Here is an 18829-nt window from a genome sequence, read left to right as displayed (position 1 = left end):
GATCAGATACTGATATCATTCTCTTTGGTATATCGATCTACAACCACACTAATCATCATATCGCCCTGCACATTTACCACCGTTCTTACTGTATCGAGCAACCGGTCGATTGGAAGTAAAATAGCAATTGCTTCGGCTGGTAGACCCACAGACTGCAATACCATAATCATGGTGACCATACCTGCACTCGGAATTCCCGGTGCTCCAAGTGATGCAATCATCGCAGTTAAACACACAACAATTTGCTGAGTTAGGTTTAAGTCTAGTCCAACTAAATTTGCAACAAAGAGCGCAGCGGCAGCTTCATATAAAGCTGTACCATCCATGTTAAGCTGCGAGCCTAGTGGAATAACAAAACCTGCCGTTTGAGGACGAACACCTAAATTTTCCTGCGTACATTTCATACTCAGTGGCATCGTTGCCGAACTAGAACTTGTTGCAAATGCAGTAATTAAGGCTGTACGTGTACCTTTGAAAAAAGTCCAAGGACTCATACGACCAACAATCCAAAGCAGTAATGGCAAAACAACAGCACCATGAAAAATAGTGGTTCCAGTTACCACAACAGCAAACTCTGCCAAGCGACTTAATACTGAAATATCTTCTGTCGCCATTAATTTAGCAAGTAATGCAAAAATTCCTAATGGTGCCAGCTTCATGACCCATCCAACCAGCATCATCATCATTTCAAAAAACTGATGACTCAATAAACGAATACTCTTAAAGCGCTCACCACCTTGAACCAATGCAAAACCAACAAATAGTGCAAATACCACAACAGCTAAAACATTTCCGTCACTAAATGCTTTAAAGGGATTAATTAAAGTATTTTGAATAAAGTTAGTAAAAAAAGTTGCTGGATTTAAACTATCTGGTGCTTGATAGCTTTGCATTGATGCCTGAAAAATTGAAATATCCACGCCTCGGCCCACCTCAAATAAATGAGCACAGCCAATACCCAAAATTAAGGCCAATGTGGTGGTGGTGATAAAACATAAAAAAGTGATTTTCCAAACTGGACCTAGCTGCCCGCCTGCCTGTAAATTTGAAACTCCAACTACAATCGAGCTAAAAATTAATGGCACCAGCAACATTTTGAGTAGCCCAATAAAAACACTACTCAATATACCCAAGCCATATAAACTATGCTTTACAAAAGCAGTATCAGGATACATGGTGAGTAGGAAGCCAAAGGCTAAACCTAAAATCGCGGCAATCAGAATTTGTGTATTTAAGTTCATATCAACGTTATTTTTTTCAGTAGGCAATACTTTTGCAAATATGACATGAGCTTGATTTTCATTCGAGCAATTTTTTGTCACATGCTTTGAATTAAAAATAAAAAAGCCATCTTTTTAGATGGCTCATTATTAATTATTGAGTTTCAATTTCCCGCAAACGTATCAAACCCTCTTGCACCGTACTACAAACGAGCTGCCCATTTTGCCACATACGGCCAAAGTTTAGACCGCGAGAAGCTGCGCTCACTGTGGCTTCCATGTCATAAAGCATCCATTCATCAGCACGAAGTGGGCGATGGAAATAAATGGCATGATCAATACTGGCACATTGCAAACTTGGAGAAATATAGCTTAAACCATGAGGTCTTAAAGCCGTAGTCATTAAAGTAAAATCTGAATAAAATGCCACAATTGCTTGATGTAAAGCGATGTCATCTAGCTGTTTTGGAATGCGATCATGAGTACGGATATAGTGCGCATTGAACGGCGCTTCCGGCTGAGGTTGAAATGGATTGACTGGGTCAATCGGACGAATTTCAACATGACGCTCACGCATGAAACTTGCACGGACATTCTCTGGTACAAAATTAAGAATCCCTTCTTTAAGCTCACTTTCTGACTTTAACGTCTCAGGAGCTGGGTATTCCGGCTCTGAATGTTGGTAGTTCAAACCTTCTTCAGGGTTGGCGAAAGACACCATTGCCGAGAAAATAACTCGACCATGCTGGATTGCCCGAACTTGACGGCTGACAAAGCTTTTCCCATCACGCAAACGATCTACTTCATAGATGATTGGAGCATTAATGTCGCCACCATATAAAAAGTAAGCATGCATTGAATGCGCAGGACGGTCAGTTGTATAAGAGGCAGCACGTAAAGCCTGACCTAAAACCTGACCTCCAAAAACACGTTTACCGACCAAATTACGGCTAATTCCACGGTAAATATTTTCTTCAAGCTTTTCTAAAGTGAGCAGCTCAACCAGTTCTTGGGTTAACGCATTCATGAGAGATACCTTCATATTGCAGGCAAAATTGGTATTAAAAGACAGATGTGTAGAATCTATTGTGCCATAAAAAACTATTTGTACATGGAACAATCAGTCAACTTCTGACGAACATTGCCCTTAAAACAGCTAAAAATACGATTTTTAACGATAAAAAATGCCAAAAGCATTATAATTTATAAGAAAGTAGCATATTGTTTTTTTTAATAAATGCCTCAAAATAATTACCCTCTGCATTTGGTGCCGGGATTTGTCTTTAAGAAGTAGGAGTTCTTATGTCCAAGAGTGGGTTTGGTCAAATGTATCGTCGGCTTTCGAGTAAGCTACTTGACCTCGTGGTAACACCACATGTTCTTGGGGAAGTTCCTACTGAACCAGTATCAGAAACAACGGAAACTGAAGCAAAGACTGAGCGCCAAAAAGTGGTGTGCTATGTCTTACAAAACCATTCTCGCAGCAATGCTTTAGTGGTGGATGGGGAAACTCGCCGTTTAAATTTAAAGCCTGCATTAGATCCGTTAGTGATCGGTTCTCATCAGGAAAAAGCATCAGTTTTATTTTTACAGCATAATGATGAAAATAACCTGTTAAATCCCCCTCCTCATGCTTTTCCACCTCGCTTAATTAAACTGATTGAAGTTTTACAGGCAAATCCTGAGCTCGATATAGAACTGGTTCCAGTAACCGTTTTGTGGGGTCGTTCTCCAGATAAAGAAGACTCTTGGTTCAAGCTCTTGTTCTCAGACACATGGGCAACACCAAGTACAGTTAAGCAGCTTGTGAATATCGGTTTACATGGTCGCCAATCTTATTTGGAGTTCCATGAACCGCAGTCTTTACGTGACCTCGTTGAATATGCTCAACAGCATTATCCGAACCTTTCACCAGCGACTTATATTGTTAGCACTTTAAATGACTATCTTGACCGTCAACGTGAAGTGGTTTTAGGCCCTGACTTATCAGATCGCCGTAATGTCATGCAGTCAGTTGTAAAGTCTCGTGACGTGCAAGAGGCTATTCGACGTGAGAGTATTCGCGGCAAAATTAGCATGCTCGAAGCAGAACGTCGTGCGATTGGTTATGTCAATGAAATCGTATCTGACTATTCACACTCAGCAGTTCGCTTTGCAGATTTAGCATTAACACGACTATGGACTCAGCTTTATGACGGCGTAGAGGTTCATAACTTTAGTACGGTTCGTGAACTCGCGAAAGATTACGAAATTGTTTATACACCGTGTCATCGCAGCCATATTGACTACTTATTATTGTCTTATGTGATTTATAGACGCGGCCTAATGGTTCCGTATATTGCTGCTGGTGACAACTTGAACTTGCCTTTCGTAGGTCAGCTTTTACGTGGTGGTGGTGCTTTCTTTATTCGCCGCTCTTTCCGTGGTAATGGTCTTTATACAACTGTATTTAAAGAATATTTATACAGCATTCTTTCTCGCAATACGCCACTTGAATACTTTATTGAGGGTGGTCGTTCGCGTACAGGTCGTTTATTACCACCGAAAACCGGTATGCTTGCCATGACGGTTCATAGCCATTTGCGTGGCCGTACAAAGCCAATTGTATTTGTACCAACTTATATTGGTTATGAGCGCCTGATGGAAGGTTCGACTTACGTTGGCGAAATGCAAGGTAAGCCAAAAGAAGCTGAATCTATTTTTGGTATTGTTAAAACATTACGAAAAATTGAACGCATTTTCGGTAAGGTACACGTTAACTTTGGTGAACCCGTTTTTCTTGATGATTTGCTTAAACAGCATAACGCAGAAAATGTCTATATCGAGAAAAATGACGATCCAATCCCTCAAGCCGTTTCAGATGCTGTAAATAGCTCTGCACATGCAATTTTAGAAAATATTAACCGTGCGGTAGTCATTAACCCGGTTTCTTTACTCTCAATTATTTTGCTTGCTACTCCAAAGCATACCCTTGATGAAGAAATCTGTATTAAGCAGCTTGAAGCTTACCGCAATTTAGCATCGAATTTCCCATACGATCAGCGTACAGAAGTAACACCACTATCTGGCAAGGAAATTATTGCTTACGGCTTAAAGCTAAAATTAATTAAGCGTGTACAGCATGCACTGGGCGATATTATTGCGATTGAAGATAACCAAGCAGTTCTGCTTACATACTTCCGTAATAACATTTTGCATGCTTTCGTTTTACCTTCATTGGTTGCATCGCTTGTTGAGCATAACGGTAAAATCAGTCGTGCTGATTTAAGTAATGTCATCTATACCCTTTATCCATTCTTAAAAGCTGAACTATTCCTTAAGTGGCAAAGCAGTGAGCTTAAAGAACAGATTGAACAATATGCAGATGCATTGGTTCAATCAAACCTTATTCATCAAGATGAAGAAGGTAACTTGATTAGCTCTGCACCAAACACTGAAGAGCACAATCAACTTGTTGTATTGGCAACACCTGTTAAGCAAAGTCTAGAACGCTATTACATGACTTTAGCTTTAATTACTCAGCGTGGTTCAGGCAATATTTCAGCAAAACAAGTTGAAGAGTTAAGTCATTTGTTAGGTCAACGCTTGTCTGTTCTTTACGAGTTTAATTCTCCAGAGTTCTTTGACAAAGCATTGTTCCAAAGCTTTATTAAAGTTTTAACTCAGCAAAATTACATCCGTACTAATGATCAAGGCCAGATTGAGTTTGACGATAATTTCCGTCAAATGGCAGCAGGCGCACAGTTAGTACTTGATGAAGTAACATTGCAGATGTTGCAGCACATCACGACCTTTACTGATGAAGAACTAAAAGAAGCACTTGAAGCAATGGCCTCTCAACAAGCGAAACGTCGTTTAAAACGTAAAAAATCTTAAAGTTTGACTCAAAATAAAAGGCAACTTAAGTTGCCTTTTATTTTATCGAGGCATTGAACACTCGAAGTAACGTGGATCATCAATACAACGTAAGCGCTTCATCAATTCAACAAAGTAAGCATCGTAATATCCAGAACGCACATATTGATTGCGTATTTTGGCCACCATAATGTCATAGCTCTGCTTTTCGTAAAAAGAAACATCTACCCAATAGTAAGCTGGCAAATGGTTTTCCCACTGTATCGCTCGATTCGTTAATAATTGACTATTTTGCGCAAACCAAGACCGAATTTTTCGGCCAAAATTGGCAGGATACGATTTAGGCTTAATAATTAGATTTACCCCCAAATAAGCCAATGGAAAGTTAATCACCTGAGTGTCTGGCCCAAAATCTTTCTGTAAGTTATATGGTAAAAGCCCATAAATCGGTGCCGGCATAATATCGATTTTGTTTTGCTGGAACTGAGTGATCGCATTGGATAAATCAACATAGACTGGCTGTGCACCTACACTTCTCACCAACGCCTGCTGTGGCGGATTATTGGCTAATACACCGACTCGTTGACCTCTAAGCTGAGCCACTTTCGATATTTTTTTGTTTTTCATGACCATATAGGCAGTTCCTACGGGAATCATACCAACTACTTCATAGTCTTGATTAATGAGTTTTTTCTCAATTGTCGGGTGATTTAAAAGCTGCAATAAATTTCGAGCAGTCCTGTTATTAGGTATAAGGCCAATCCCAGAGCTACTTCCCATAAAATGATTGTATTGATAAGTATTAAAGTTACTAGCTGCTAAACCTGAACATTTACCATCGTCAAAAGCTTGAATGGCTTGCTGCTCTTTTTGATAGCTGACAACTTTGAATTTGACATTATATTGCTGAGCATATAATCGGATGTCATTTAAACGACGCGTTATATCCCCTTGGGTGCCCATAGGATCATATGTACACCACAACTGATCCTCTGCCCAACTCGCAACAGACGTTGCACTCAAAATAAGCGCTAAATAAAATTTCTTCACTTTCAACATTTTTATCTTTATCGGCAATTTATTTGCCTCTTCAGGTATTTCTATTGTTATTTAAAGTTTAGTCTAAATTTTGATTTGTACCATGAGCATTTAAACACAATAAATAGTCATTAAAGCAAATTGGGTGTTCAAGTTGAAAACCTGTTTCAAATAAGTGTTTCGCATATATTTTTTTACCTGAAACATGAGCTGAATCTAAAGTAAGCAGCGGTAAGTCTAACTGACTCTGAAACCAAAGGATGACTTCATGTAATGGTACAGGGGCATTATTGGCAACAAGATAACTCTTATGCGGTTTTTCATAATCGGCTAAAAATGCTAAAAATCTTGCCAAGTCATCAATATGAATACGATTACTATAGTGAATATTTGGATAGGTTTGTGTGTTTTCAGCCATTCGTTTTAATCGATCAACCGAAGCACCATAAATCCCTGTGGGACGTACAATCACACATTGAGCTGGAAAGTATTTCTGCCATAGCAATTCCATATTATGAAGAATATGGCCTTGAGCATCATTCGGATGAATCTGACTATCATCATCAATCGTTTCACCAGAATTTTCACCATATACCCGCGTAGATGACACCACAATTAATCTTTTGACTGGATGTGATTTTAAGGCCTGTCGAATAGGCTCAATACTATCCACGTAAGTATGATGATAACCTTGAACTGTACTATCGTCTGGAGAAAGTAAAATATAAACTACATCTACAGGCGCAATTTCACTTAAATCGAGCGTAAAAATATCCTGTATGAGGTTTGTCCCGTAAGGATCTGTTTTTTCACTACGGCTAATTGTGGTAATTTGATGTCCTGTCTCAAATAGTTGTTTAGCAACACGCTGAGATGTTTTACCATAACCGATAAATAATATATGCATAGAGAACTCGTTGAGGGGACATGACTTCAGTCCATCAGTTACAAGGCGTTGGATCGGCTTCAGCAGCCCTACTCGAAAAACTAAATATTTTTACCACAGATGATTTACTGTTTCATCTGCCCCGTGATTATGAAGATCGCAGTACCATTATTCCTATGAATCAGTTGGTGGTTGGTCGTAGTTATTTACTCGAGGGTGAAGTCAAATCTGTTGATTTCCCTCCAGGTAAACGTAAATCTGTGGCTGCATTAATACAAGATGAATTTGGTAAGGTGACTTTACGTTTTTATCATATTTATAAAAACTTAACCGATAAAATAAAACCTGGTAACCGTTTACGTATTTTTGGTGAAGTTCGCGTAGGTGCACGAGGACTTGAGCTTTATCATCCAGAAATTCAGCTCATTAATGAACACACGCCTCTGCCAAAAACGCAGCTCACAGCAATTTATCCGAGTACTGATGGATTAACACAACCTAAATTACGCGAATATGTTAAACAAGCTTTGAAGCATCATAGTGATGCTCTACCTGAGCTGCTTCCTAAACAATATACAAATGGATACGCGCTCAAAGAAGCTTTACATTACATTCATGAGCCACCTGTCGATGCCAATATGCTCCAATTGGCCGAAGGATCTCACCCCGCACAGCAGCGTCTTATTTTTGAAGAACTGGTCGCACACCAAATTAGCCTTCTCACACGACGGGCCTATATTCGTCAAATTGCCTCACCCGCTTTCCCAAGTAGTAAGGTACTGGCAAAAAAACTGTTAGAAGCCTTACCTTTTCAAATGACCAATGCACAAAAGCGTGTATCCAAAGAAATTTTAAGCGATTTAAAACAACACCAGCCTATGCTACGTTTAGTACAAGGTGACGTAGGCGCAGGGAAAACTTTGGTTGCAGCAGTTGCAGCATGTCATGCCCTAGAAGCAGATTGGCAAGTTGCATTAATGGCGCCTACCGAAATTTTGGCAGAGCAGCATTATTTAAACTTTAAACGTTGGTTTGAACCTTTAGGTATTACGGTCGCTTGGTTATCAGGCAAACAAAAAGGTAAAGCGCGAGCACAAGCTGAACAACAAATTAAAGAAGGTCATGCCGAACTGATTGTAGGTACTCATGCCTTATTTCAGGATAATGTTGAGTTTGCAAAGTTAGGTCTTGTGATTATTGATGAGCAACATCGTTTTGGGGTAGACCAACGGTTAGCTCTACGCAATAAAGGCGCTGAACAACTTACTCCACATCAATTGGTCATGACTGCAACGCCAATTCCTAGAACATTAGCAATGAGTGCTTATGGCGATTTAGACACATCCATTATTGATGAATTACCACCAGGTCGTACACCAATTCAGACAGTCACGATTCCGCTAGACCGTCGTGAAGAAGTGCTAAATCGAATTGCTACAAATTGTCGAGAAGGCAAACAAGCTTACTGGGTATGTACTCTGGTTGAACAGTCCGAAACTTTAGATGCTCAAGCCGCGGAAGCCACCTATCAAGAAATGAGAGAGCGCTTTCCTGAACTTAATATTGGTTTAGTTCATGGCAAAATGAAAGCTGATGAAAAGCAATCTGTTATGCAAGCATTTAAAAATAACGAACTACAACTCTTGATTGCCACAACTGTCATTGAAGTGGGTGTAGATGTACCTAACGCTTCAATTATGGTCATTGAAAATGCTGAACGTCTAGGACTTTCACAGCTACACCAATTACGTGGCCGTGTAGGACGAGGTGCAAAAGCCAGTTTTTGCGTTCTTCTTTATAAACCACCACTTTCACAAAATGGTCAGGAAAGACTTTCGATTTTAAGAGAGAGTAATGATGGCTTTGTGATTGCAGAAAAAGACCTTGAACTAAGAGGTCCGGGTGAATTATTAGGAACCAAACAAACAGGTGATATGGGGTTTAGAGTCGCGCGATTAGAACGAGATGACCATTTACTGAGTCAAGCGCATTATGTTGCACAACAGGTTCTAAAGGACTATCCACAACAAGCTGATGCCCTCTTGAAACGCTGGCTACCTGAAGCGCCCCGATACGCTTATGTTTAAGTTGTTCAATCCTCAATATCTTTTTCAGTTATTGTCCCCTTGCCTGTTATGTGAAATAGGAACGCGGGGTAAGCACTCTCTTTGTAAAGAATGTTGGGAACAACTACCATGGCTTAACCAGACAGTTCAGCGTAATGATCAATCTGTTCTTGTGGCCTGTCATTATACCTATCCAATTAACCGCATAATTCAGCAGTTTAAATATGAACAAAAATTACATTACCAAACCTTACTTGCTGAAATTTTACAGCAGATAAAATTTCCTAAAGTACAGGCCATAGTACCTATGCCTATTTCTAAAGAGCGTTTAACTGAGCGAGGTTTTAATCAATCATTATTACTTGCCAAACTCCTAAGCAAGCAATTAAAAATACCCGTTTGGCAGCCTGTCCAACGCCTCAATGAGCGTTCACAAAAAGGATTATCTCGTCTCGAAAGATTTAAAAATATTGAACAGCAATTTGTTGCGATAACTCAAGAAAAACGGCGCTACCGTCGTGTGCTGATTATTGATGATGTGATCACAACAGGAAGTTCAATTTCCGCTTTAAGTCTGGTGCTAAAACAGCTAGGGTGCACATCTATTTATGCAAGCTGCCTAGCTGCTGCCTCATCTACATCATATTAAAATTATTAAATTGCAGATAAGTTTTGCTCACACCATGGAATTACTATTTCTTTGGTTAATGGCGCAAGTTTGGTTTCGGAATCATTAAATTTTATCCACTTCATTTCAGCAATTTCGGCTGCAATTTGTGGAGACTGTTTTAATCGAACCAAATATAAATGGCTAATCAGCGTATGATCTGGCTCATTAGCAGCTGCTGTCTCAAAACGCCCTATAAACTGTTGTATTACACACGGGCTGCCAACTTCTTCCAAGATTTCACGTTGTATGGCTGTTTCTGGAGCCTCATTCGGCTCCAGCTTACCGCCTACTTGCATAAAAGCTTGTGTATTACGCTTTCTAACCAGTAATAATTCATTGTGTTCATTTAAGATCACCGCAGCGGCGACCGTAATTATTTTCACCGATTTAACCTCGTTTATGGTTGAACATGTGCATTAACCCATTTAGGAGCTGGCGGTTGATATTGTTCAAATTGTTGAAGAATATCCTCAATTTTATCCGAAGCGATCAATTTATCAGCGAACCGTGCCTGACTAAAACCTTTATCTACAGTTCCTTGAACCATTTTAAGCAAATCTTCATAAAAGCCCGCTACATTTAGAAAAGCACACGGCTTTTGATGAATACCTAATTGTGCCCATGTCCATTGTTCAAAGATTTCTTCCAATGTACCTGCCCCACCTGGTAACGCAATAAAACCGTCCGACAGATCTGCCATTTTGGTCTTACGCTCATGCATATTCTCGACGACATATAACTTTGTCAGTCCGGGATGAGCTAACTCGCGATCGACTAAAGCACGAGGAATGACGCCAATGACCTGCCCACCGGCTTGCAAAGCACTATCAGCGACAACGCCCATTAAACCTGAACGACCACCGCCATAAACGAGAGTTTTACCTTGCTTGGCAATAGTTTGACCGGTTAATTGAGCAATTTGTTGAAAGATTGGGTCTGAACCTAAAGATGAACCACAGAAAATGCAAATTGAATTCATAGTATAAAAACCGTTTTATTGAACTGTCATGCTGACAAACTAGACTATCGACAGAGTTTTTTTTTGCAAAATAGTGTATTGGCAAGTGTTTTTCGGCAAATCCTTGTCTAAAATACACCCATCAATTTCCATCAGACTGCGTGAGGAAAAAAGACACATGCTTGAAGCCTTTTATGCCACAGAACGCGGAAGTCTGGAAGATGCCACCATCAATGGTGGATTTGATCTACATCCCGAATTAGTATGGCTTGATCTAATTGCACCCTCTCAAGAAGAACAACAATGGGTCTTAGATGCCTACGATCAGAACTTACCTACACTAAAGTCCCTAGAAGACATTTCTTCTTCTGCTCGATTCTACCGCGATGATGACGGTATTTTGCATATCAGCACCTATTTTTTAACGAAAAATAAAAATTATCAGGTCGATGGGGATGCTGAAGAGTCATCACATATGCTTGCCATGGTGCAAACCGTAGCATTCATTTTACACAAAGATCGCTTATTTACGTTACGCGGTGAAAAGCTCGTTGCATTTCGTGCATTTCGTGCCCGAGCTCGCCGTAACGACTATGAAATGGATTATAAAGATCCAACTTGGATTTTATTAGGTCTGCTTGAAGCAAAGCTAGATGAGCTTGCGGATATCTTAGAAGATATCCACAAGGATCTAGAAAAATACTCCACTGAGGTTCTTAACAACCATCAACGTGAGAAAATTTTAGACCTTGATGACATGATTACCCGCTTGGCGCAACAAGAAGACATGCTTGGAAAAGCACAACTTTGTTTAATTGATTTACGACGTGTCTTAACGTTTTTATCTCGTCCACGTGCTTTAGGCAGTCACATCTACGATGCTGATATCCGAGAGCTCAGTGAAGACGTCCGCTCGCTTGTAGAACATGATGCGTTCTTATTCCAAAAAGTACGATTCTTGCTTGATACAACGTCTGGGTTCATTAACACCGAGCAAAACGATACGATTCGTCGATTCTCGATTTTACCAAGTATGTTAGCGCCACCAATGCTGATCGCGAGTATCTATGGTATGAACACTGAAGTATTGCCTTTTGCTCATGGTAAAAGTAGTTTTATCGCAGTGCTATTAATTATTGTCGGCTTTTTTATTGGCCCTATCATTTACTTCCGCTGGAAGAAATGGATTTAAAGCCTGCACTTACCCCCTATTAATTTTTATAAAAAAAGCACCTAAATTTAGGTGCTTTTTTTATTTTTGCATCACTAGACCAAATGTAGGTCTTCTTGCAAATGGCAAGCTTGAATGATTTTCAGCATCTTCTCTGGAACATTTCTAAAATGTAAGCCAGCCTTCTGCGGAGTCTGACGTAGCCATTGGACTAATACAGCCAATGCTAACGTATTACCATGCTCAAGCTGTTTTAAATCAACAATTAGAGGAAAGCTTGTCTGCTTTTTAATAATTGCCAATCCAGCTTGGTATTGTTGTTCAGCATTTTCAAAATCGATTTTGCCTGAAACAACTAACTCTTGGTTAAGATACTGAACCACTCTTCACCCACTTATTTTTGTTTGTTCTGATTAACAGCAGCATCTGCATCTGGTTTAAACGTAGCAATTGCTTTATTTAAATCGCCACCATTACGTTTCACAGTTGCAGCAAACTGGTTGCGGAACTGTAAACCTAAATCAATACCAGAAACATTGATGTTACGGATTTTCCACTGAGAACCTTTGTCAGCCAACTGGAACGACACAGGAATTTTGTCGCCATTATGGTTGAAGTCTAAAGTCACAACAGGGTTTTTACCTGCAGTCGCTTTATAAGGACGCATGGTATAAGTCTGGTTTGTATACTTAGCAAATGCGCTACCGTAATTCTCAATTAAAGTATTACGGAAGTTTGTTTCAAACTGAGCACGCTGTGCAGCTGTACTATACTGATTTGTCGCATAAGTACCCATCACAATACGAGTGAACGCTTGTGAGTCAACATACGGATCTAAGTTCTGACGTATGATTGTTTTAACTAAAGCAGGGTTGTTTTGTAACTTGGCATGATCTGTTTTTAAACGAGCAATCAAACCATCAGCAACACGCTTAATAAAATCAGGTGGTGCTTCTGAAGGTGCAGCAAAAGCTGTACCTGCAATCATAGTAGACAAAATACTTGCTGTCAGGGTTTGTTTAAACAACTTATTCACCTGGAACCACTCCTTCAAATAATCTCTTACTCAACAAATGACGGCTGTGCGCTGCTGTCAGTACTTGCAGGAGCTTTTTCTTCTGCTGAGGATGATGAACCAGCGGCAACTTTACCTGCGCCACCACCAGTAATAAATTTACTAATTAAATCTTCTAAATCCATCGTTCCTTGGGTGTTAGAAATTGTATCGCCACGTTTAAGGTAGTTAAGACCCCCACCTGGTACGATTTTTAAATATTTCTCACCCAACAAACCATTGGTTGCAACCATTATATAAGCATCTTCATCAATACTGGTGATGGATGACATGTTACTGATCAGTTGCTGTTCCATTGTTTTTTGTTGCGCTGGCGTCGCTTGCGTATAATCAGAACTATAACGCAATTCGTCTAAAGCATTTTTTTGAACTTCTTTTAACTGCTGAGCATTAAAACTTGTCAGTTTTCCATCAAGGTCAAAAGTTACGGTAGCTAAACGTGTAACTGGATCAAGTGTAATTGAATCAACACGACCAATTGTTACACCGCTCATCGTTACTTTAGCACGAGGCTTAAGTCCGTTAACGTTGTCAAACTGAGCTTTCATCGTGTAGCCATCGCTCAAGTTTGTACCAACTAAACCACTTACTTTCATCGCTAAAAAAAACAAAGCAAAACCGAAGATAATGACAAAAATACCTACGGCCAGCTCACTAGTACGTGATTTCATTAAATCCCTCCGAACATGACCGCAGTCAACACGAAATCAAAACCTAAAACACATAATGAAGAATATACAACCGTACGGGTCATCGCTGTCGCAATGCCTTCAGGTGTTGGATCACACGCATACCCTTGGAAAACTGCAATCCATGTACAAAGTAAAGCAAATACAATGCTCTTAATGATGCCATTTACAACATCATGGCCAAATTGAACATTATTTTGCATACCACTCCAGAAGGAGCCTTCATCAACGCCAAGAAAATCAACGCCAACCATTTTGCCGCCAACAATACCAATCGCAGCAAAGATAACGGTTAACATTGGCAAACTGACTATGCCAGCCCAAAGACGTGGTGATACGATTTGCTTTAAAGGATCAACACCAATCATTTCCATACTGGCAAGCTGCTCACTTTGTTTCATCGAACCAATTTCAGCAGTTAATGCAGAACCTGCGCGCCCAGCGAAGAGTAAAGCAGCAACAACTGGTGCAAGCTCACGCAGCAAAGTTAAAGACACCATAGTGCCTAGCATTGATTCACTACCCACATTGACCAATATTGAGTAGCCTTGTAGTCCGAGTACCAGACCAATAAATAAACCTGATACCGTAATAATAAGTAAAGACATTACCCCTACACGATGCATTTGATAGACGAAACGCCCAAAACCACCCGATGAAGGTAATGAAAAAATAATCTGTAAGAGCATCAGTGCCGCAACACCAATCCCTCGAATCCGCTCAATAACGAGTCTACCTAACCAGGCAATCGTATTCATGGACGAACCTCGTTATCTAAATAAGCTTGATGGCTAAACTGGTACTCAACCGGACCTTCTGCCGAACCGGTTAAGAACTGTTTTACAAAAGGAGAAGCATATTTTTGCAATTCTTCCGGCGTTCCTTCCCCTTGAATCTTTCCTTCCGCTACAACATAAATGTAATCGGCAATAGATAAGGTTTCGGAAACATCATGCGAAACAATAATGGTGGTTAAATCCAAAGCTTCACGTAACGAACGAATAAGACGAGTTAAAACACCTTTTACAATGGGGTCTTGCCCAGCAAATGGTTCGTCATACATAATTAAATCTGGATCAAGCGCGATTGCACGAGCCAAAGCAACTCGTCGATTCATACCGCCTGATAACTCGGTAGGCATGAGCTGTTCTGTTCCACGCAGGCCAACAGACTCAAGCTTTAAAGCAACCAGTTCAGCAATCAAATTTTCAGAAAGCTTGGTATGTGCACGGATTGGAAAAGCGACATTTTCATAAACCGACATATCGGTAAATAAAGCGCCACTTTGGAAGAGCATTCCCATACGCGCACGAGCGGCAAACAATTCCTGACGTGACATTTGAGCAATATCTTTGCCATCAAGCAAAACCTCACCCTGATCAGGAACAAGTTGTCCACCAATCAAACGTAATAAAGTCGTTTTACCTGTACCAGATGGTCCCATAATGGCCGTAATCTGACCGCGACGTATATTTAAACTAATATTGTCATAAATGACGCGTTCCCCTCGATTAAAACTCAAATTTTTCACTTCAATGAGTGACTGAGTCGAGAGAGGAGTTTTATTATTCATAATGGCAATCATTCCTGCACTTTTATGCCCGCATACTATAACACTGAATTTTGGGAATCTTGTTGTAATTTTGACAAAAGCAAAGACAACTAAACGTATAAATATAGGTTAGTTTTTGAAGGGAATTTACTGATTGAACACTTGGAACTGATCTACAAAATGGCCTGTTAGCAAAGCATAGGCAAAGTAAATCCCATTGCACAAAGCGAGTACAATAAAAAGATATGGCAAACCATGTTGAAGTAATAATTTACTCAACCATGTCAAAGATGCCCTTTTTCGATTACTTTTACGCATTATTACAATTAAATTTGAACTACTTCACACTTTGTTATTTTATAGCAAAACTGAAAAATAAAAAAGGCCAGTTTGTTAACCGGCCTTTTTTTAAATCTTTTTAAAGATTAACGGTCGAATTTACGACGTGGTTTGTCATCAAAACTACGACGTGGGCGATCTTCACCACCGAAGCTACGTTTTGGACGATCTTCACCGCCAAACGATGGACGTTCACCACGAGGTTTGTCATCAAAGCTACGACGTGGCTTATCATTAAAACCACCTTCGCGACGTGGACGATCTGAGTTGAACTCACGACGTGGACGATCTTCGCCACCAAATGACGGACGCTCACCACGTGGCTTGTCATCAAAACTACGACGTGGACGATCTTCACCACCGAAGCTACGTTTTGGACGATCACCAAAACCGCTTTCACGACGTGGTTTATAGTCTACACGGTTACCACGGTTATCATCATTCGAGTCAAAACGCGGTTTATCATTGAAACCACCTTCACGACGTGGGCGATCAGAGTTGAACTCGCGACGTGGACGGTCTTCAAAACCACCTTCACGACGTGGACGATCTGAATTGAACTCACGACGCGGACGATCTTCGCCACCGAATGGACGATCACCACGTGGCTTGTCATCAAAGCTACGACGTGGACGGTCATCACGACCACCTTCACGACGTTTGAAGTTGCTTTCGCCTTCAAAACGACGACCACCGCCAAAACCGCCACCACGACGACCATCACGGCCACCGCCATTGCCACCACGACCACGACCACCACCATCACGACCTGAACGAGCAGGAGGTGGAGATGGCTCTAAGCCTTCAATTTCAGAAACGCTTAAACGAGCTTCTAAGTATTCTTCAAGTGCACGAATCTTACCGCGTTCACGATAAGTCGCTAAAGTAATCGCTTGACCTGTACGACCAGCACGACCTGTACGACCAATACGGTGTACGTAGTCTTCGTGCTTCATCGGAAGACCAAAGTTAATTACGTGAGAAATAGTTGGTACGTCAAGACCACGAGCAGCAACGTCAGTTGCAACTAAGATCTTCGCACGGCCTTCACGGATACTACGTAAACGACGGTTACGTACTGTTTGTGGCATCGCACCGTGAAGTGCAACAACTGAATGACCTGCTTCTGCAAGTTCTTCAGCCAACATATCAGTGTCTTCTTGAGTGCTTGCAAAAACTACAGCTTGATCTAAGTTTTCATCACTTAACCAATGAGTAAGTAATTTTTTCTTGTGCTCAAAGCCATCAGTCCAATGCAATGTTTGCGTAATATCTGTATTGGTTGAATGACCAGTTTCAATTGCGATACGCATTGGATCTTTCATCATGCATGCTGCAAGACGAATAATACGATCAGCAAATGTTGCAGAGAACATTAATGTTTGTTTACGGTTAGCCGCTAATTCGCTAATTGCTTCTAAGTCTTCAGAGAAGCCTAGGTCAAGCATACGGTCCGCTTCATCAACAATTAAAGCATCTACTTGGTCTAATTTAATTTGACGACGGTTTACCAAGTCAAGTAAACGACCCGGTGTTGCAACAACAACTTGCGCGCCTTTTAACTGTTGAATTTGTTTAGCAAATGGCATACCACCCATAATTGCAGCAATACGAACACCTTTCATGTGACGTACAAATGCAATTGCATCTTGGCTTACTTGTTGTGCTAATTCACGAGTAGGAGAAATAACCAAAATATTTGGTTGAGTTACTGCTTTCATGCGTTCTTTGAACGGAACGAAAGTTTCTTGACCAGCCAAGTTATTTAATGTCGGCAATAAGAAAGCTGCAGTTTTACCAGAACCAGTCTGGCTAGAAACTAAAAGGTCTTTACCTTCTAAAGCTGCAGGAATAGATTGTTCTTGCACAGGAGTCGGGGTAGTAAAACCTAAACCTTCAAGCGCTTGTTGTAAGGTTTCATGCAAAGAAAATTCGGCAAAAGTTTTGCTCATAGAGAGTTTCACCCTAATGGGTGCTCCATTTTTAATAAGTACAAAATAGACATCGGCACAAAGCGGCAAAGCAAAATTAGCTGAACCTTATTATTCAGCGGCAATCCGAGTAACGACGATGTGGATTAAACGCACGCTTGATTACGGCCGAACCTGAAGAATCGCTGAGCGATCGGGGCGCAAGAAATGGTCCTCTCTATGGACAGCGTGCGCTTACAATGAATAGAACAGAATGTTCAGGTAATGAACGGAAATTTAAGTGCGTGGGCGGATTATAGCAGAAAGAATTTAAAAGTCATGTGTTTTAATCAACTTTCTCGTTATTTCTATTATTATTTGTATTTTACCGATCATTAAAAAGTTAAAACCCTCTATAAAAAGAGGGTCTTAACAGAGAAACTATTTCTAAATTATTTTGCAGCTTTGTCCCAAGCGGGAACAACAGTTTGCATTAATGGCTTTAACATTTTAAGTGAACATGCGATCACTTGACCATTTTCAAGTGAATCATTGCCACCACGAGCATCAACAACTACACCGCCCGCTTCTTTAATAATAAGCTCACCAGCAGCGATGTCCCATGGTTTTAAACCAAGTTCAAAGAAACCATCGAAACGACCAGCAGCAACATAAGCTAAGTCTAGAGCAGCTGAACCACCACGACGGATTTGAGCACCCGCTTGAGTCACTGCTAATAATGATGCGAAATGTTGTTCTGCATAAGATACGATCTCACCAGCACGTTTAGCGCGGTAAGGATGGCCTACTGCCAAGAATGTATTTTCTAAGCTATCTTTTACATTTACACGAATACGGCGTTGGTTCATAACCGCACCGCGACCGCGACTTGCAGAGAACAATTCGTCACGCACTGGGTCGTAAATTACGCCGTGCTGAGTAACGCCTTTATGTTGAACTGCAATAGAAATACAGAAATGAGGGAAACCATTAATAAAGTTTTGCGTGCCATCAAGCGGGTCAATGACCCAGCACCAGTCTGCATCGTGGCCTTTGCCTTCTTGCATACCAAACTCTTCACCTAAGAAGCTATGGTTTTTATAACTTTTACGTAATGTATCAATCGTTGATTGTTCCAAATAACGATCTACACGTGTTACCGGGCCATCAATGCCTTTCTCTTCAACTTGCAAATCGAGTTTATGACGATTTTGATGCGCTTTTAAAAGCTCTTGACCAACTGTTTGAGCCGCACGCGCAGCCATAACCACCATAGGTTCCATTGAACACCCACTACAATACAAATTTGAAGATTTTGACAAAGAATAATGCATAAAAGCGCATACATTTTAGCAAATGAATGCGCTTTATGGGAAAAAATGTTTCAAATTTTTTGTGAA

17 protein-coding genes are annotated in these 18829 nt (G+C 40.5%); 4 read left to right on the top strand and 13 right to left on the bottom strand.

Annotated elements, in window-relative coordinates:
* Nucleotides 1-2 precede the first annotated feature (2 nt).
* Together NE363_RS02050 and NE363_RS02045 are read right to left on the bottom strand one after the other, a co-directional pair.
* On the bottom strand, nucleotides 3-1268 hold the full coding sequence (locus tag NE363_RS02050) for a dicarboxylate/amino acid:cation symporter (RefSeq protein WP_068932529.1): 1266 nt from the start codon (nucleotides 1266-1268) through the stop codon (nucleotides 3-5).
* Between the two features lie 106 nt (nucleotides 1269-1374).
* The gene (locus NE363_RS02045; RefSeq protein ID WP_004705360.1) at nucleotides 1375-2247 is read right to left on the bottom strand and encodes an acyl-CoA thioesterase; all 873 of its coding nucleotides are present in this window, start codon (nucleotides 2245-2247) and stop codon (nucleotides 1375-1377) included.
* 275 nt (nucleotides 2248-2522) lie between these two features.
* Here NE363_RS02045 and plsB point away from each other — a divergent pair, with 275 nt between their 5' ends.
* Nucleotides 2523-5096 (top strand): glycerol-3-phosphate 1-O-acyltransferase PlsB, encoded by a 2574-nt coding sequence (gene plsB, locus NE363_RS02040; RefSeq protein ID WP_004705358.1) that lies wholly within the window; start codon nucleotides 2523-2525, stop codon nucleotides 5094-5096.
* Between the two features lie 42 nt (nucleotides 5097-5138).
* Here plsB and NE363_RS02035 read toward each other — a convergent pair whose 3' ends face one another.
* Complete coding sequence (locus tag NE363_RS02035; protein ID WP_445536351.1) at nucleotides 5139-6125, bottom strand: putative solute-binding protein; 987 nt, start codon at nucleotides 6123-6125, stop codon at nucleotides 5139-5141.
* 67 nt (nucleotides 6126-6192) lie between these two features.
* Nucleotides 6193-7020: an NAD-dependent epimerase/dehydratase family protein gene (locus NE363_RS02030; protein WP_445535744.1), complete on the bottom strand. Its 828-nt coding sequence runs from the start codon at nucleotides 7018-7020 to the stop codon at nucleotides 6193-6195.
* A 20-nt stretch (nucleotides 7021-7040) separates the two neighbouring features.
* On the opposite strand from NE363_RS02030, the gene recG reads away from it, so the two are divergent.
* On the top strand, nucleotides 7041-9086 hold the full coding sequence (gene recG, locus NE363_RS02025) for an ATP-dependent DNA helicase RecG (protein ID WP_445535743.1): 2046 nt from the start codon (nucleotides 7041-7043) through the stop codon (nucleotides 9084-9086).
* A complete protein-coding gene (locus NE363_RS02020) occupies nucleotides 9079-9714 on the top strand; it encodes a ComF family protein (RefSeq protein WP_288101926.1) in 636 nt (211 codons plus the stop codon). The genes recG and NE363_RS02020 overlap by 8 nt, the downstream gene beginning before the upstream one ends.
* A 5-nt stretch (nucleotides 9715-9719) precedes the next feature.
* Here NE363_RS02020 and NE363_RS02015 read toward each other — a convergent pair whose 3' ends face one another.
* Nucleotides 9720-10118: an NUDIX hydrolase gene (locus NE363_RS02015; protein ID WP_151761604.1), complete on the bottom strand. Its 399-nt coding sequence runs from the start codon at nucleotides 10116-10118 to the stop codon at nucleotides 9720-9722.
* A 14-nt stretch (nucleotides 10119-10132) separates the two neighbouring features.
* Nucleotides 10133-10714, bottom strand: coding sequence for an LOG family protein (locus NE363_RS02010; protein WP_445535742.1), 582 nt, complete (start codon nucleotides 10712-10714; stop codon nucleotides 10133-10135).
* Nucleotides 10715-10871: 157 nt separating this feature from the next.
* Between NE363_RS02010 and NE363_RS02005 the strand changes: the two genes are divergently transcribed.
* On the top strand, nucleotides 10872-11885 hold the full coding sequence (locus NE363_RS02005; protein WP_004705344.1) for a magnesium and cobalt transport protein CorA: 1014 nt from the start codon (nucleotides 10872-10874) through the stop codon (nucleotides 11883-11885).
* A gap of 74 nt (nucleotides 11886-11959) precedes the next feature.
* Here the strand turns inward: NE363_RS02005 and NE363_RS02000 are convergent, their stop codons facing one another.
* From NE363_RS02000 to NE363_RS01970, 7 genes are all read right to left on the bottom strand, one after another.
* Nucleotides 11960-12247, bottom strand: a complete 288-nt coding sequence (locus tag NE363_RS02000) for an STAS domain-containing protein (RefSeq protein WP_086496846.1) — start codon at nucleotides 12245-12247, stop codon at nucleotides 11960-11962.
* Between the two features lie 11 nt (nucleotides 12248-12258).
* Nucleotides 12259-12900, bottom strand: coding sequence for an MlaC/ttg2D family ABC transporter substrate-binding protein (locus tag NE363_RS01995; protein WP_445535741.1), 642 nt, complete (start codon nucleotides 12898-12900; stop codon nucleotides 12259-12261).
* Nucleotides 12901-12926: 26 nt separating this feature from the next.
* Nucleotides 12927-13610 carry an outer membrane lipid asymmetry maintenance protein MlaD gene (mlaD, locus tag NE363_RS01990; protein ID WP_445535740.1) on the bottom strand — a complete coding sequence of 228 codons (684 nt, stop codon included), beginning with the start codon at nucleotides 13608-13610 and terminating at the stop codon, nucleotides 12927-12929.
* Nucleotides 13610-14386: a lipid asymmetry maintenance ABC transporter permease subunit MlaE gene (mlaE, locus tag NE363_RS01985; protein ID WP_004705340.1), complete on the bottom strand. Its 777-nt coding sequence runs from the start codon at nucleotides 14384-14386 to the stop codon at nucleotides 13610-13612. The genes mlaD and mlaE overlap by 1 nt, the downstream gene beginning before the upstream one ends.
* Nucleotides 14383-15201 (bottom strand): ABC transporter ATP-binding protein, encoded by an 819-nt coding sequence (locus NE363_RS01980; protein ID WP_004705339.1) that lies wholly within the window; start codon nucleotides 15199-15201, stop codon nucleotides 14383-14385. The genes mlaE and NE363_RS01980 overlap by 4 nt, the downstream gene beginning before the upstream one ends.
* A 404-nt stretch (nucleotides 15202-15605) precedes the next feature.
* A complete protein-coding gene (locus NE363_RS01975; protein ID WP_039253555.1) occupies nucleotides 15606-17471 on the bottom strand; it encodes a DEAD/DEAH box helicase in 1866 nt (621 codons plus the stop codon).
* A 410-nt stretch (nucleotides 17472-17881) separates the two neighbouring features.
* Nucleotides 17882-18712: an inositol monophosphatase family protein gene (locus NE363_RS01970; RefSeq protein ID WP_445535739.1), complete on the bottom strand. Its 831-nt coding sequence runs from the start codon at nucleotides 18710-18712 to the stop codon at nucleotides 17882-17884.
* Nucleotides 18713-18829 lie beyond the last annotated feature (117 nt).

This window comes from Acinetobacter sp. G18, from assembly GCF_052660225.1.
The sequence above is the reverse complement of the archived record's forward strand: the minus strand, read 5'-3'. Positions and strand labels throughout refer to the sequence as shown.